The sequence below is a fragment of the Staphylococcus arlettae genome (assembly GCF_025560845.1).
GTDB classification, from domain to species: Bacteria; Bacillota; Bacilli; order Staphylococcales; family Staphylococcaceae; genus Staphylococcus; species Staphylococcus arlettae.
The window spans coordinates 612,764-628,992 of the sequence record NZ_CP094803.1 but is presented as its reverse complement, the minus strand read 5'-3'; the positions used below and the strand labels follow the sequence as shown (position 1 = coordinate 628,992).

At 34.1% G+C, this 16,229-nt stretch carries 16 protein-coding genes; 3 read left to right on the top strand and 13 right to left on the bottom strand.

All coding sequences use genetic code 11. The features are described 5' to 3' along the window. Positions 1-86 precede the first annotated feature (86 nt). The gene (locus MUA37_RS02840; protein WP_021459721.1) at positions 87-611 is read right to left on the bottom strand and encodes a GNAT family N-acetyltransferase; all 525 of its coding nucleotides are present in this window, start codon (positions 609-611) and stop codon (positions 87-89) included. A gap of 320 nt (positions 612-931) precedes the next feature. Here MUA37_RS02840 and MUA37_RS02835 point away from each other — a divergent pair, with 320 nt between their 5' ends. After that, positions 932-1,921: an acrylyl-CoA reductase family protein gene (locus MUA37_RS02835; protein WP_142019430.1), complete on the top strand. Its 990-nt coding sequence runs from the start codon at positions 932-934 to the stop codon at positions 1,919-1,921. Between the two features lie 249 nt (positions 1,922-2,170). Continuing rightward, positions 2,171-3,529: a glucose transporter GlcP gene (gene glcP, locus MUA37_RS02830; protein WP_002509077.1), complete on the top strand. Its 1,359-nt coding sequence runs from the start codon at positions 2,171-2,173 to the stop codon at positions 3,527-3,529. A gap of 242 nt (positions 3,530-3,771) precedes the next feature. Here the strand turns inward: glcP and MUA37_RS02825 are convergent, their stop codons facing one another. The 9 genes from MUA37_RS02825 to MUA37_RS02785 form a co-directional block, all read right to left on the bottom strand. Then, complete coding sequence (locus MUA37_RS02825) at positions 3,772-4,173, bottom strand: GNAT family N-acetyltransferase (protein WP_135024444.1); 402 nt, start codon at positions 4,171-4,173, stop codon at positions 3,772-3,774. 75 nt (positions 4,174-4,248) lie between these two features. Further along, entirely contained in the window at positions 4,249-5,280 is a 1,032-nt protein-coding gene (locus MUA37_RS02820; RefSeq protein ID WP_002509075.1) for an NAD(P)/FAD-dependent oxidoreductase, read from the bottom strand. Between the two features lie 179 nt (positions 5,281-5,459). Beyond that, positions 5,460-5,876, bottom strand: coding sequence for a DUF2871 domain-containing protein (locus tag MUA37_RS02815; protein WP_002509074.1), 417 nt, complete (start codon positions 5,874-5,876; stop codon positions 5,460-5,462). A 45-nt stretch (positions 5,877-5,921) separates the two neighbouring features. Continuing rightward, entirely contained in the window at positions 5,922-6,506 is a 585-nt protein-coding gene (locus MUA37_RS02810; protein ID WP_142019429.1) for a YcnI family copper-binding membrane protein, read from the bottom strand. Positions 6,507-6,518: 12 nt separating this feature from the next. Then, a complete protein-coding gene (locus tag MUA37_RS02805) occupies positions 6,519-7,769 on the bottom strand; it encodes a copper resistance CopC/CopD family protein (RefSeq protein WP_262624818.1) in 1,251 nt (416 codons plus the stop codon). Positions 7,770-7,965: 196 nt separating this feature from the next. Further along, the gene (gene rpiB, locus MUA37_RS02800; protein WP_002509071.1) at positions 7,966-8,406 is read right to left on the bottom strand and encodes a ribose 5-phosphate isomerase B; all 441 of its coding nucleotides are present in this window, start codon (positions 8,404-8,406) and stop codon (positions 7,966-7,968) included. Positions 8,407-8,430: 24 nt separating this feature from the next. Next, a complete protein-coding gene (gene dhaL / locus MUA37_RS02795) occupies positions 8,431-9,069 on the bottom strand; it encodes a dihydroxyacetone kinase subunit DhaL (RefSeq protein ID WP_262624817.1) in 639 nt (212 codons plus the stop codon). A gap of 8 nt (positions 9,070-9,077) precedes the next feature. Further along, the gene (locus MUA37_RS02790; protein ID WP_262624815.1) at positions 9,078-10,076 is read right to left on the bottom strand and encodes a dihydroxyacetone kinase subunit DhaK; all 999 of its coding nucleotides are present in this window, start codon (positions 10,074-10,076) and stop codon (positions 9,078-9,080) included. A 32-nt stretch (positions 10,077-10,108) separates the two neighbouring features. Beyond that, on the bottom strand, positions 10,109-11,191 hold the full coding sequence (locus tag MUA37_RS02785) for an MDR/zinc-dependent alcohol dehydrogenase-like family protein (protein WP_262624814.1): 1,083 nt from the start codon (positions 11,189-11,191) through the stop codon (positions 10,109-10,111). Between the two features lie 173 nt (positions 11,192-11,364). On the opposite strand from MUA37_RS02785, the gene MUA37_RS02780 reads away from it, so the two are divergent. Beyond that, entirely contained in the window at positions 11,365-12,132 is a 768-nt protein-coding gene (locus MUA37_RS02780) for a DeoR/GlpR family DNA-binding transcription regulator (protein ID WP_002509067.1), read from the top strand. A gap of 113 nt (positions 12,133-12,245) precedes the next feature. Here MUA37_RS02780 and MUA37_RS02775 read toward each other — a convergent pair whose 3' ends face one another. The 3 genes from MUA37_RS02775 to MUA37_RS02765 are packed head-to-tail and all read right to left on the bottom strand — an operon-like array spanning position 12,246 to position 16,132. Next, complete coding sequence (locus MUA37_RS02775) at positions 12,246-13,730, bottom strand: Na+/H+ antiporter NhaC family protein (RefSeq protein ID WP_394371089.1); 1,485 nt, start codon at positions 13,728-13,730, stop codon at positions 12,246-12,248. 51 nt (positions 13,731-13,781) lie between these two features. Then, positions 13,782-15,116: an LLM class flavin-dependent oxidoreductase gene (locus tag MUA37_RS02770; RefSeq protein WP_262624812.1), complete on the bottom strand. Its 1,335-nt coding sequence runs from the start codon at positions 15,114-15,116 to the stop codon at positions 13,782-13,784. Then, positions 15,113-16,132: an MsnO8 family LLM class oxidoreductase gene (locus MUA37_RS02765; RefSeq protein WP_135024438.1), complete on the bottom strand. Its 1,020-nt coding sequence runs from the start codon at positions 16,130-16,132 to the stop codon at positions 15,113-15,115. The genes MUA37_RS02770 and MUA37_RS02765 overlap by 4 nt, the downstream gene beginning before the upstream one ends. Between the last annotated feature and the right edge of the window lie 97 nt (positions 16,133-16,229).

The window sequence follows — 16,229 nt, the reverse complement described above, 5'->3', positions numbered from 1 at the left end:
CCCGCGGAAAGCGTGCATAAAAAACTGCCGACAAAGCCAGAGACCTTGTCGACAGTTTGAGTATTAATATAAGGTTTACTTGGAGTTCAATTGGTTGTTAACTCTTTTTCCATAACTGCATCAAGATCAATTGTATTTCCTGTAATAAATTGATGCTCTCCAGTTTTGACGAACCCATGTTTTTTATAAAATTGCAATGCTTGTTTATTATGTTTCCAAACACCGAGCCAGATTTTGGTTTTAGCTAATTCTTGTGCACGCTGTAATACAAAGTTAAAGACACGTGTACCTTTACCACCACTTTGTGCATCTTTAACAAAATAAATACGTTGTAATTCTAAATACTCTGGACCTTTTGCTTCTGTTTGTCCTGCATCTACATTTATTTTAAAAAATCCTAATAATTCACCATGTTCTCTATAAAAGTAAGTTTCAGATTGCGGGTTATTCAATTCTTGTTCTAAAGCTTCTATACTATAGGCACTTTCAAAAAAGTCACGAAAATCTTCATCACTGTAACTACCTTCGAATGTTTCTCGGAAAGTAGTAATACAGATATCACGTAACATTTGTACTTCGGCTCGTCTTACTAAATCAATTTGATATGTCATAATAAATTATCTCCTCTTAATTTATAACAAGTTATCCCTATAATATAAATATATGTATTACATTTCAATTAAAATCTTTTATAAATTCTGCCAACTTAATTTTAGTCCTAATATTGTTAAACATTTATAATTATTTTATAATAGACCAGTTGCATGAATAATAATAAACCATATAATTGTGTTTAATTTCAATATAAAGCGTTTACTTACATTAAGAATAACTACAGCGTATTGTATAGGCAATAAATTCGTGATAGAGTATATTTTAGTTTTTATATTGTTCATAAATTTAAAATTACATAAGGGAGTGCCATAGCGCAATGAGTGATACATTTAAGGCTTTCGTAGTCGATGAACAAGATAACAAAGTAATTAGTCAATTTAAAGAATTAACGATAGATGACCTTCCAGAAGGTGAAGTACTAATCAAAGTTAAATATTCTGGAATCAATTATAAAGATGCATTAGCAACTACAACTGGAAATAAGATTGTCAAATCTTATCCAATGGTTCCAGGTGTAGATTTAGCTGGTGTAGTAGAAGCGTCTGACAGCCATGCATATGAACCAGGCGATGAAGTAATAGTTACTGGTTTTGACTTAGGTGTAGCCCATTTCGGCGGCTTTAGCGAATACGCTCGTGTAAAAGAAGAATGGCTTGTCAAACTGCCTAAAGATTTAACACTAGAAGAAGCAATGATTTATGGTACGGCAGGTTATACTGCTGGTTTGGCAATTGAAACATTGGAACATAACGGATTATCAATTGAACATGCACCTGTACTAGTTCGAGGAGCATCAGGCGGAGTTGGGACATTAGCCGTTATGATGCTAAAAGAAATAGGCTTTAAAGTTATTGCCAGTACAGGCAAAACATCAGCTGCAGACAAATTGCAAACCCTTGGTGCTAAAGAAATTATTGATCGCCTCCCTGACAATGACTCTAAACCACTCGGAAAACGTACTTGGCAAGCAGTAATTGACCCTGTCGGCGGGGATGGATTAGCACATGCTGTAAAACATTTAGATTACAATGGTAGTGTTGCTGCTATAGGTATGACTGGTGGCGATAACTTTGCAACTTCAGTATTCCCATTTATTTTACGTGGTGTTAATATCTTTGGAATCGATTCTGTCTATACGAATTTACGTAAGAGACAATTAATTTGGCGTAGATTAGCAAAAGATCTTAAGCCAAAACAATTACACGATATCAAAACTGTCATTAGCTTCTCAGAACTTGAGTCTAGCATTGAAACAGTGGTTAACCATAAAAATGAAGGTCGCATTATTATTGATTTCGAAGCATAAATCAATATTTTACAACGTAACTCAATAACTATATGAGGAAGTATATAACAGCAATTTTATTCAGATGCTGTTATATACTTCCTTTTTCATGTATTCACAAATTGTTTTTAATTTAATTTTAATTATTAAATAGTCATTTTCAAATAATAATCCGTACAAATAAATAATATAGTTATATTTTATTATTTACAAGAATAAAATGAAAGCGTATACTTGTGTTTATGAATTTAATCAGGAGGGGAATTTTTTATGGGATTAAAAGTAAATAAGAAACTCATTTTCTTCTTAGGTGCACTTGGAGGATTACTTTATGGTTATGATATGGGAGTTATTTCAGGTGCCTTACTTTTCATTAAAGATGATATTCCACTAAATAGCTTTACTGAAGGACTTGTAGTATCTTCTATGCTCATTGGTGCTATTGTCGGTTCAGGTGCAAGTGGTCCTATGTCAGATCGACTTGGTCGACGACGCGTCGTCTTTATTATTGCAATTATATTTATCATTGGTGCCTTGATTTTAGCATTGGCTCCTTCTATGCCAGTATTAGTTATTGGCCGCTTAATTATTGGACTAGCTGTAGGTGGTTCAACTGCCATCGTACCGGTTTATCTATCGGAAATGGCACCTACTGCACAACGTGGTTCACTTAGTTCATTAAATCAATTAATGATTACTATCGGTATTTTATCTTCATACTTAATCAATTATGCTTTAGCACCAATCGAAGGTTGGAGATGGATGCTTGGTTTAGCAGTCGTACCATCATTAATTTTATTAATCGGTGTTGCTTTTATGCCAGAAAGCCCAAGATGGTTGTTAGAACATAAAAGTGAAAAAGCTGCACGTGATGTAATGCGTTTAACATTTAATGACAGTGAAATCGATAAAGAAATTGCCGCTATGAAAGAAATCAATCGTATTTCTGATAGCACATGGAATGTGTTGAAATCACCATGGCTACGACCAACACTAATTATTGGTGCAGTCTTCGCGTTATTCCAACAAATTATTGGAATCAATGCCATAATTTATTATGCTCCTACGATATTTAGTAAAGCTGGCTTAGGCGATGCCACATCAATTTTAGGTACTGTGGGTATCGGTACAGTTAACGTTTTAATTACAATTGTCGCTATTATGATTATTGATAAAGTTGACCGTAAGCGTTTACTTGTTATAGGTAATATTGGTATGGTCTCTTCATTATTAATCATGGCAATATTGATTTGGGCTATTGGAATTCAATCTTCTGCTTGGATTATTATTTTATGTCTAACAATATTCATTATATTTTTCGGTTTCACTTGGGGACCAGTATTATGGGTTATGTTACCAGAATTATTCCCAATGCGTGCACGTGGTGCAGCAACAGGTGTAGCAGCACTTGTGTTATCAATTGGTAGTTTACTTGTAGCACAATTCTTCCCAATGTTGACTGAAGTTTTACCGGTAGAACAAGTCTTCTTAATCTTTGCAGTCATTGGTATTTTCGCATTATTCTTTGTAATCAAGTATTTACCAGAGACACGCGGACGTAGTTTAGAAGAAATCGAAGCAGATTTACGTGCTCGAACAAATGCTACTGAAGCTCATCTTAAGGAATAAAAACATACTAAAACGAGTCGGGATATAACTACCTTTGACTAAAAAATAAACGTCAATTTCTATTAAGAAGATATAGAAATTGACGTTTTCTTTAGTTTTATGAAATATCATTAACCCAAACCAAGTTCTTGCTTAACTTTTTGTTTGTTTTCGCATAGTCTTTTGAATACCAAAATATAAACTTCGTTTTATATTAAGATAAGTTATCAAACTTTAGCTATTAGTGATTACATAGTTAGTCACTAATATTTTATATACATACCTCCTGAATTTGGTTCAGTAGATTCAAAGCCAAATTGTTTATATAATTTATCTGCTGGATAATCAGCAATTAAGCTTACATAACTACTTGGTACAGCAATCGCTTCGATATAATCCATAATATGTGTTAATACCATTTTGCCATAACCAAGTCCTTGATATTTTGGGTCTACAGCAACATCGATTATTTGAAATGCCGTACCACCATCACCAATTACTCGGCCCATCGCAAAACCGTAACCATCATCATAAATCACAACATCAAAGCACGCATTGCCTAATCCTTGTTCAGCTGCTTGTATTGTCTTTTCACTCATACCTGAGTCTTTTCTTAAGCGACGGTATGTTTCAACAGTTGGTGGTTCATGTTTTATATCAATCATTTGTAATTCTCCTATACTTATTTGTTCAATTAATAAGATTAAGACTTAAACTATCTCTTGTAAGACATTATGATATTATAAATACTGTTGTATCACTTTTTCATTATCAGCTTTAAATACAGCATTGTGACTTGAAACATAGCCTTCTGGTTTGGCACTAGGCTCTACATATTGTTTGGCCAAATTTGCGGCATTACCAGCATCACTAAATGCACTAGCAATCAGATGTACTTTTGCTTCATGATGTACAATATCACCACAAGCAAATAGACCAGGTACGCTTGTTGTAGTATTACCTAACCCTTTAATTTGATATTCATTTAACATTTCAACACGTGTAGTCGCTTGAGCCAACAAAGTGCTTTCACGATCAAAACCATGACTGACAATTACTTCATCATAATTTGCTGTATCAATTTCTCCTGTATCTGTATTTTCTAATATCACTTGTTCTATACAATCTCCGGCAGGATCGCCTATCAGTTGTTTAATTTGGGTATTAGGTAGTTTTCTGACTTGTAACTCTTCTAACAATTGATTCATTGCTTCGTAACCACTAATATCTGCTTTACGGTAAATTAAGGTCACGCTTTTCGCATATCCACTTAAATCGCGTGCCCAGTCTAATGCAGAATTACCTGACCCAGAAATTAACACATCTTTATTTTTAAATTGTTTTAATGATTGTACTACGTAATGTAAATTAGTTAACTTATATCGTTCGGCGCCTTGAACATTTAATTCTTTTGGATTGATAATACCACCGCCAATTGCAATAATAACACTTTTAGACTCATAAACATTTCCTAAATTTGTCTCTAATTCAAAGTGGCGTTCATTTAGTTTACGAATATCAATAACTTTTTCTCCTAAAGCTACTTCAGGATTAAAATGTGTTCCTTGAGAGACCATGTCTTTAATAATTTCATAACACGGTTTCGGTGCCAATCCCCCAATATCCCAAATTATTTTTTCAGGATATATATGCATTTTGCCACCTAGTTTCTCCTGTACATCAATAATTCTAACGTCCATGCCCCTTAAACCTGAATAAAAACTAGCGAATAGCCCAGCTGGCCCGCCACCTATAATTGTTACGTCTTTCATATATAATCCTCCAAACATGACACCATTTACTAGTCATTATCCTATAGTTGATAACCATTATCAATGAAAAACATCAATATCTCGTAAAAATCCATATTTCGACCTATATAAAAAGAGAAAAGTGCACAAATAGACATCGTTTGTGTTCTTTTCTCTCGTAATATGTTGACCTTGATTATTTATTCATTATGAGGAGCTTTAACTATTGCATTTCTTAATAAAAAGAATAACAAGATAAATCCTGCTGTTAAAGTTGTATGTCCAATACCAGCAAAACCAGCAAATGATTCTGGTACGTTTTTACCAATTACTTGGAATGTACCTTTAGTAAACATCATTCCAACTGTCGATAATACACCTAAATTATAAATAATAAAGAACCAGTTAAATAAATAGTAACTACTTAACTTAAACACTTTATTTAAAGGAAGCATGATTAGATGCATAAACATACCTAATATTAACGTATGCGTATGCACAACGACTAATTGTGTCTCTCCTGTAAAGTCATATGCTAAGGTAAGCTCTCTATAGTAAAATCCACTCAATAACCCTAAAATTGTATAAACCAAAAATGCATATAAAATTCTACGCATAATATATCTCCCTTCTTATCAACCACTGCCCGTTATAACATACTATTATTTTTTAGTCTTTTTAAAAATAGCAATTAGTGACAAAATAATAGCTATAATAGCGACAATCCATAAAGGTGTAGTATTTTGTTGCTCTTCATCTTTGCTCTCACCTTGCTCTTGAGCAGTGTTGGCACTCACAGTCGTAACAGGTGCTGGTTTTTCAGCATCCTTACCACCTGTCCATTTTACGGTTTCACCATCTTCGTAAGTTTGGTAAGCTTTCCATTTATATTGACCTTCCTCTTCAGAATTTGCCACTTGTATTGGAAAATCAATAAATTCATTAGGTCCGATGCCTTCAACTGTTGCAGTCCAAGTAACTTTTGTTATATTACCTTTTGAATCTTTAGTAAATTTATGTTTGAAACCGTCCACTGGTGCTACTGCTACTAATTGTAACCCATCAGGCACTACTAATTCGACCTTTGTTGTATTCGTATCCTTCTCTACTGGCACACGCACATCATGTTTTTCATATGCTCCCGGTTCACTTTTGTCTGGATTTAATGTTACATGGGCATTAGCAATATTAGTCATTAATACCATTGTAAAGACAAAGAATGCCATTAAACTTATTTTTTTAATCATTGTTCTACTCCTTTAACTTGGTATTTGAATTTGACTCATAATAATGCCAGCTAGCACTAACATAATACCAATTATTATTTCACAATATAATACTTTCTTATTAACTTTTTGTAAGTTCGTTAAAGCTCTAAAACTTTGATAACCACCTAATGTGATTATTAAAATAGTTCCAATTATTTTTACATAAAACAAACTGCTCCAAGTTGTTACACTAGACCAAATAGCCGCCAGACTTGTTTCGTCTATTGCCATCAATACTCCAGATATGACAAGTGCAATCACTGCGCCTAGATTAAGTTTAAAGAAAAACCGTTTTACTTTTACAATGTCTTGCAACTGTTTAGTAGTTGCTAACCAAACTAAGTACACCATACCGCCTAGCCATAATGCCATGCCTAATAAATGTATTGATCGTAGTATAATTGACCACAATGGAAAACTTTGGGCCCAAACATGTCCAGACATACTTAATGTCACAATAATAATTAAAGAGATTGCTATATACCAAATAGTCATCATCTCATTTAAAGTAAATAATAGTAACAATACTATTATAGCTATCATTGCTAATAAGAATGGCGCTTGCAATAATGCAGTCATGTCTAAAGCCATTATGTTTGAAACAAGTTCTGGAGACAATGTCATTATGTAAATAATAGCCGTTATAAATGCCATAGCACTTAATATCCAAGAGATTGGTTTGTAACTAAAGAATGCCAAATATGTCGGTAATTGGTAACGTTTGGCTACACTATTGACTAAAAATGATCCCATTAATACGATAAGACTCCCTTCAGTAATAAATCTAAATAGACCAAACCAAAAGTTAGAAGTCTCATAAAACGGTGGTGTAACATCTATATTACTTGTAGTCTTTTTATTAATAGAAAATTCAAATTCATCTTGAATTTCATGACCATCAGCTGATGTTGTATGCCAACTCACTTTGTGTGTCCCGTTGTCCAGTTGGCCTACATCAAAGGTCAAAGTTTGGTTGGTTCCAGAATTTGTTGGTTTAAATTCACCAAGAGACTTTCCCTTATCATCAAAAATTGTAATACTAGAATATTTAGTATTTACTGGTTCATTATAGTGCAATTCTATTTGTTGAGGATGTGATACTACACTGTTTTGAGCAGGCGTTGTACTTTCTAATGTAGCGTGAGCAGAAACTTGATTTGTTGCTACTGCCATTAAAAGTAGTGCAAAGAAGACTACTATCAACGTGCTTTTGGACATAACTCTCTTTGTATAAAGCAGCATATTATCCCCCTATATCATTTATTTATGCTTCTTCACAATTTTATAAAACAATAGTTATATAAACAATACAAATACTGATTTGTCATGTTTTCGTCAAATAATTAAATAGCAAATTCACCCATTACAACACAATATGAAAAGAGGTTGGGACAATTTTGATTTGTCCCAACCTCTCTAGTTTTATTATTATTTAAAGTTATTCTTGTGCTTCAATATCATCTATTTTATCGACTTTGCGTTGTGAGCCGCCTTCCCAAGCGACATTTAAATATGCTTCAACGTTTTTCTTAGCGACTTCTATGCCAATAATTTGAGCACCCATTGTTAGAATTTGTGCATTATTACTAAGTTGGGCACGTTCTGCAGAATAAACATCATGTGCTAATGCTGCACGGATACCTTTCAACTTATTAGCAGTAATAGCTACACCAATACCAGTGCCACAAATTAACACGCCACGTTCATTTTGACCTTCTTGTATACTTTTACCTACTTCTGCTGCAACATCAGGATAATCTGTCTCTGCACATTGATGGCAACCAAAATCTTCTACTTCATGACCTAATTTTTGGACATGTGCTTTTACCGCTTCTTTTAATTCATATCCATTATGATCTGCACCAATAGCTATTTTCATAGTTATCTTCCTCCTTAAAATTAATTATGCACCACTAAATGGTTTAAATTGCGCTAACATTAAATAAGATGACATTGCACCAGGATCGACATGTCCTTGTGAGCGATGACCTAAACGCTTGGAGCGCCCTTTGTTAGAAACAATATCTTTTGTACTTTCCATACCTTGTTTGGCAGCGCTTAGAGCTTTATCAAATGCCTCATGAAACGGTGTTTGTTGCGCTTTATATTGCTGTAATGTCGTGAAAAATGGTTCTAAAGTATCTATCATGGTCTTGTCACCAATTTCAGCTTTCCCTCTACCTTTAATGCCTTTACTAAATGCAATCCAATAATCATAGAGCCCTTCGTCATCTAATTCAGTTTTATTTTTAACTGCGACAGCTGCTTTTAGATAACCTGATGCATATAAAGGACCTACTGAAGATCCCACAGCATCTAAAAAGCTTTTTCCAATTGCCACACTAATTTTTGCTATGTCTTGTTGATCTTGTAACTCAGATTCGAGTGTTTGTTTTACTGCTTGATACCCAATATTCATTGTGACACCATGGTCACCATCTCCTATTTTGCGATCAAGTTCACATAAATTATCTTTTTCTGTTTCGAATAACTCAGTTAATGCTAATAGATAATCTTTAAAGTTATCATTTGTTAATGTCATGGTTTCACCTACACTTCTTTAAAATTAGGACAATCAACCGCATGGTCAATACAACCTTTTAATGTTTCATCTAATTTCATTAACGTGACAGAAAAGCCACCCATTTCCATCGATGTAATAAAATTACCAACATAAGTTTTATAAACATTAATATTACGTTCATTTAAAATCGCATTAACTTCTTTATTAATGATATATAGTTCCATTTGAGATGTTGCACCCAAACCATTGACCAATACTACGACATCATCATTTTCCTGATAGATATTTTCTTTTAGTATATTTTGCATAATCACTTTAACTGTTTCTTGTGCAGTTCGAATTGTAGTCTTTTCAATACCAGGTTCGTCATGATGTCCTAAACCGATTTCCATCTCGTTATCTTCCAAATCAAAACTAGGTTTGCCAGTTTGTGGTAAATAACATGGACTTAAGCCAATACCCATTGAACGAGTATTATCATTTGCTAATTGTGCAAGACGTCTTACCTCTGCTAAATCATGGCCAAAGTCTGCAGCTGCACCTGCAACTTTATAAACTAATAATTCGCCTGCAATACCACGGCGATCGTCAAGTGTTTTCGAAGATGCTACATCGTCATTACCAATTACTGCAACGGTAGTAATTTCATCTTCAATTTCAGTCATTTCACTCGCCATTTCGAAATTCATTAAGTCTCCAGCATAATTGCCATAAATATATAACACACCATGACCTTGATCAATTTCTCTTGTCACAGCTTGGATTGGTATTGGAGAAGGAGATGCAAAAATATTACCAACTGCTACACCATCAGCCATGCCTTGTCCTACATAGCCTAAAAATCCAGGTTCATGACCAGAACCACCACCGATTAACACACTTACTTTTCTTTGCGGATTTCTTTTTTTACCAATCAGTGCACGTTGATGCAACTCAGAGCGTCTAATATACTCAGGGTAAGCAGCTACATAGCCACTCATGAGTTCATCAATGACATTATCAGGATTATTTATCATTTTTTTCATTACTTACCTCTCCTTTGACCAAATGTTATTTACTATGGAACTAATACTACTTTTAATGATTTGTCACCTTGTTTCATAAGTTCGAATCCCTCTTCGAATTGATCTAATGACAATTGATGTGTCACTACGCCTTCAGTTGGGAAATCACCTTTTTGAATACCATCTATAACTAATGGATAACAGTATGGACCTAAATGACTACCTAATAAATCTAATTCTTTACGGTCAGAAATAATACTCCAATCAACTGTAACTGGATCTCCAAATACTGAAAACTCTACGAAAGTTCCTAACTTACGAATAGCACTTAGCCCTTGTTCTACTGATTTTGGATGTCCTGTTGCTTCGATGTAAGTATCACAGCCATAGCCATCTGTTAATGCTTTAATCTCTTTCACTACATCTACTTTAGATGGATTCATTACAATATCTGCGCCGAATTTTTTAGCTAATTCCAAACGGTCATCTTTCATATCAAGTACTACTAATGTTTCAGCTCCATTTTTCTTCGCTGCGCCTACCATACCAAGTCCTAAAGTACCAGCACCTGATAACACAACAAAATCACCTAATTTAATATTGGCACGTTGCACTGCGTGTAAGCTACACGCATATGGTTCAATTAAAATAGCTTCTTCTATAGGTAATTCTTCTGGCACTTTATAATTAATTGCTTCCTTCGTAAATTTCATATATTCTGCCATGCCGCCATTGACATTATTTTGGAAACCATATAAATCATGTTTTTCGCACATCCAATACTGACCACGGTTACAAAATCTACAATCCCAACAAGGTACAATTTGTTCAGATATTACACGGTCACCAATTTCAAAATCAGTAACAGCATCGCCTTTGTCAACGATACGTGCAATAAACTCATGCCCAGGAATCATTGGTGCTTTAATGTATGAAGGTTGTGTTTCGTCACCCCAAAAGCTAGGTGCCCCTCCATAAGCTTTAATATCTCCAGCACAAATTCCGCATGCTTCTACTTTGACGATAATTTCTTTGTCATTTTCCAGTGTCGGTGTATCTACAGTTTCATATTTATAATCACCAGGTGCATAAGCTACTACTGCTTTCATTTTTTCTGGATAATTGTTTTTAGTCATAATCAAATAACTCCCTTCATTTTGGAAAACGCTTTCATTTACACTTTATATTCTAATATATTTTTTCGTTTCTTTCAAATATTTTTTCATTTCTTTTCGTTTATCTTCGCTTATATTTGGTTATTGAGTATATTGTACAAATCATTTATGATAAATTTAAGGATGTGACTGAAATGAAAATGTACCCTGATGAACGCAGAGAACATATATATACGTATATAAAATCTCACAAACGCGCTACTGTTAAGCAACTTTCTGATTATTTAAGCGTCACTGAAGCAACCGTGCGCAGTGATTTACGTAGATTAGAAAGCGAAAATAAAGTGATACGCACACATGGTGGTGCCAAAGTAAATGAAAATTCGGGTTCTAAACTAAATTTTTCTTACCGCTTAACTCAAAAGCATAATGAAAAACATCTTATCAGTATGCACGCGCTAGCAAAAATCAAACCACAACAATGTATTATGATTGATGCAAGTTCCACTACATACGAATTGGCAAAATTACTTGCTGAAACAACTATGGAATTAACTATTATTACGAATGGTTTGGAAAATGCCGTATTATTAAAAGAAAATCCAAATTTAACTGTGTTAATTGTCGGCGGCTTTGTATCTAAAGATTCTAATGCCATAACAGGGAATATAGATTCTCAAATTTTAGAAATGTATCATATTGATTATTTCTTTTTATCTTCGAACGGTTTGACTATGGACAATGGTTTAACTGATTTTTCTTTACCAGAAGTTCAATTAAAAAAACAAATGGTTCAAGAAAGTGATCAAGTTATTGCTTTAATAGACCATAGTAAGTTTGATGTATCGTCGACTTTATCTTTTGCTAAAATTGCTGATATTAATGAAATAATTACTGATGAATACCCTGCAGCAAAATGGCAAGCAAACGTTCCATTTACACTAACTGTTGCCCAAGATTAACTATCTGCATAACCACTATTTTAATCTTCATAAAAAAGCTGGAACAGCATACTGTTCCAGCTTTTACACATTAATTTTATTTTTATTAAGTAACACTACTAATTTAATGTTACTTAAATACCTCCAGACCAACCTACGTTGGTAAAAATATATAATATAATCGAACCTATAACTAACCATATAATAAATAATGGACCCATAAATTTAATCCAAGCACCAAAATTTGCCCGTGCTATGGCAATAGCACCGATGGTTGCACCTAATGTTGGCGTTATCAAATTACCTAATCCACCGCCAAAAGATAAAGTTGTTATTAACATTTGATCATTAACACCTAACGTATGAGTTACTGGTTGTAAAATTGGTACCATAACACTCATCAATCCTGAACCTGAAGGCACTAAAAAATTAAAGACAGTAGCAACTAGGAAAACAAGTATTGCTACAACCCCAGATGAAGCTCCATCTAGTTGAGTCGTTAATGTATGTACAATTGTGCTTAATATTTTTCCTTTTTCGAGAATAACACTAATTGTATTTGCCATAATAATAGCAAACGCCACTACTAACATTGGACGAGCACCTTCAATAAATCCTTCGACCATTGTTTCTGAATTTTTCCGTTTAACTATATAAGCTAAAATAAAACTCAGCATAAATATCGTGATAAATACACCATTACCATATCTTTCAGTCCACTGAAGTACACTATTACCAATAGCTAAAATAATTGGCGTAAAAACAACTAATGCAACGACAACTAAATCTCGCCATGTCACATGTCTATCATTATTATCTGTTTGGGCATCTTCTAAGTTGTCATCACTGCCAAACCAATCTTCTACTGGCATCGCACTAGATTGTGGTTTTTTAATAATACGACGTGTATACCATAGTACATAAATAAGTGTCACTATTAAAAACACACTATACATAATCGCTCTACCACAATAACCAGAATACATTGGCACTTCAGGATAAACGATTTGACCTAGTTTCGCCATACCAGAAGGAGAAACTGAAAAAGCCATATATAGTGGTAAGAAGGTCATTGCTAATGCCATAATAGGATCCAGTTTCAATCGCTTCGCTAAAATCACACCTAATGTTACAAAGACAATCATTTGGTCTCCACCGACAAAAAAACCTATAAATGCCATTAATAAAAATAAACCTGTGACAAGTGGCACAGCTCCAGCATGTTCAAATCGAAATATTAAATAATTAGTTACTTTTTTTACTGAATCTAAATAAAGTATTCCTCCTATAGCGCCACCTACAAATAGCAATAATGTTACTGTTTGGGCAGCCTGTATACCACCATCTAATAATAGTGTGATGGCATAAATAGGATTAACTGGGTTTTGCGTAATTTGATGGTAAGTTCCTTCTATAATTGTGCCATTTTTTTGTGTATTAAACTCACCTGCAGGAATAATATACGTTAAAAGACAAGCAAACATCATCATGATTAACATCATAATCAACACATGTGGCAATTTAAATCTGCGTTGTACTTTTGATACTGTTGATACTTTTTCTGTTTTGCTATAGTTTGATACATTATTGTTATTTGATGTTGTACTTGAACTATTCAACATATCACTCCTATCTCATTGATTTAAGTTTGCGCATAATTTTATTTGTCGCTATTTGGTATGCTCAACACTTTGTTGTTGATATCTATTAGCTTTAAATGGAACTCCAATATTTTCACGTAATGTTGTTCCTTGATAAGTTGCATCGTAATAGCCTTTAGCTTCTAAAATCGGTAAAACATTGTTAATAAACTCTTCATAATTATTTCCATAAATATGAGGTCCGAATATAAAACCATCTGCAGCTCCCGCCTCAAACCAATCAATTATTGTTTGAGCTACATCTTTATAAGTTCCAAAGAATGGAGATTTGCGTGTTGTTTCTTCTAATGCTACTTGACGTAAAGTTAAATTGTTGTCGCGTGCACGTTGTGCAATAGCTTCAGTAGTAGCTCGGAAACTATTTTTACCAACATCACCTAACTCTGGGAAAGGTGCATCAAGTTCATATTGAGAAAAATCATGGTGATCATAATAACGGCCTAAATAAGTTAACGCTTCTTCAATTGTTGTTAATGACTTTATTTCATCATAACGTGCTTCGGCAATATCAATAGTTTCACCTAGTATAGGTGATAATATAGGATAAATTTTAATATCATCAGGTTGGCGTCCATATTCAACAGCTTGTTGTTTAATGCTGTCATAATTCTTCACAGCACTTTCTATACTTTCACCAATAATAAAGACAGCATCTGCATATTGTGCAGCATAAGCTTGCCCTTTTGGAGACGCACCTGCCTGAAAAATTACAGGTTGACCTTGTTCTGATCTATCAATATTTAAAGGTCCTTTAACTTGGAAATAGTTACCTTGATAATTTAAAGTGTGCATTTTGTCCTGATCTACATATTGGTTATGCTCTACATCTCTTGGAAATGCATCGTCTTCATAAGAATCCCACAATCCTTGAACTACATTTATATGCTCTTCAGCTATGTCGTATCGAACATCATGCTCTGGATGTTCACCTTTACTATAATTGTCAGCACTTCCTTCTAATGGAGAAGTCACTACATTCCAACCTGCACGTCCATGACTCAACTTATCTATAGTTGCAAGTTGTCTCGCTATTGTAAAAGGTTCACTATAAGACGTAGAAATCGTTCCAACTAAACCGATATAACGCGTAATAGGTGCCAACGCAGCTAATAATGTTAAAGGTTCAAAACGATTTAAGAAATGTGGTATCGATTTATCATTAATATATAAACCATCAGCAACAAATAAAAAGCTAAAGCCTGCTTCTTCCGCTTGACGAGCAATTTTTAATTGGAAGTCAAAATTAGTACTAGCGTCACTAGGTACTTCGTCAGACTTCCAAGCATGCATATGACCCCCTGGACCATTTAACATTATGCCAAAATCTATTTTTTTATTGCTCATATAATCCCTGCTTTCGTATTATTTATTATCTTATTGCTAGGTGCTAGTTGCTTAACTGTCTTAACACGTAGCGCATGACTTTGCACTGGCATATGTAACATTAATTCATCTACATAGCCTTCGATGACTAATCGTTGTAATTCTGTTTCTACTTCTTGTTTAGAGCCATTAATCACATCAATTTTCTTCTCTTCAACAGTTAGATTTTCTGAGGATTGTGAACGAAATGTTTCGACTTGCTCGAGGGTATTAACTGTTAAACTTTTGCCTTCTGCTAGCTGGACGCGATAATTCGTACGACCTTCTTCAACTTGTTGTTTGTCCGCATCATTCTCGACCACAACTGCAGCTGCCGCTACTACAAAAATCCCCTCTGGAAATAATTGTTTATAAATACGTGCTGCTTCTTCAAGTGCCTCTTTACTCGAATTAATGAAATAAGCAAATATGAAATTCACTTGTTCCTTTGCGGCTAATTCAGCCGAAGATTTACTACCGCCTAGCAGAAAAATATTTGGCTTCGGTGTATCATCTGAACGGTTAGCTGTTTGTAATTGTTTAAACTCATTATCTTTTAGAAAGCTATTAGAGTTAAATTGATTTAATAAGTGTAATTTTTCTTCAAATGCAATTGGCGGATTTTGTAATTCCATTTGTAGCGCTTTTGTAGCTAATGGAAAGCCCCCTGGCGCTTTGCCAACACCTAAATCTACTCTACCGGGTGCTAATTGACTTATGAGATGAAATTGTTCCACCACTTTAAAAGGACTATAGTGCTGTAACATTACTCCTCCTGAACCAATGTTTATACGCTCTGTTTTAGTTAATAAATGCGTTACTAATATTTCTGGACTCGTACCTACTACTTCAGGAATATTATGATGTTCTGCTAAGAAATAACGAGTGTAATCTAGTTCATCTGCAATTTGTGATAATTCAATTGTCCGCTTTAAACCGTCTTGCACTGATTCATGCTGTTCAATTGGACTTTGATCTAAAATGCTTAGCGCAACCATACGAATGCCCTCCTACTTTTTACCGTTTAATTATATTTATATTATGCCTAAATGTTTATTTTGTCAATCATTCTTATCGATTTAGTCGGATTTAAGG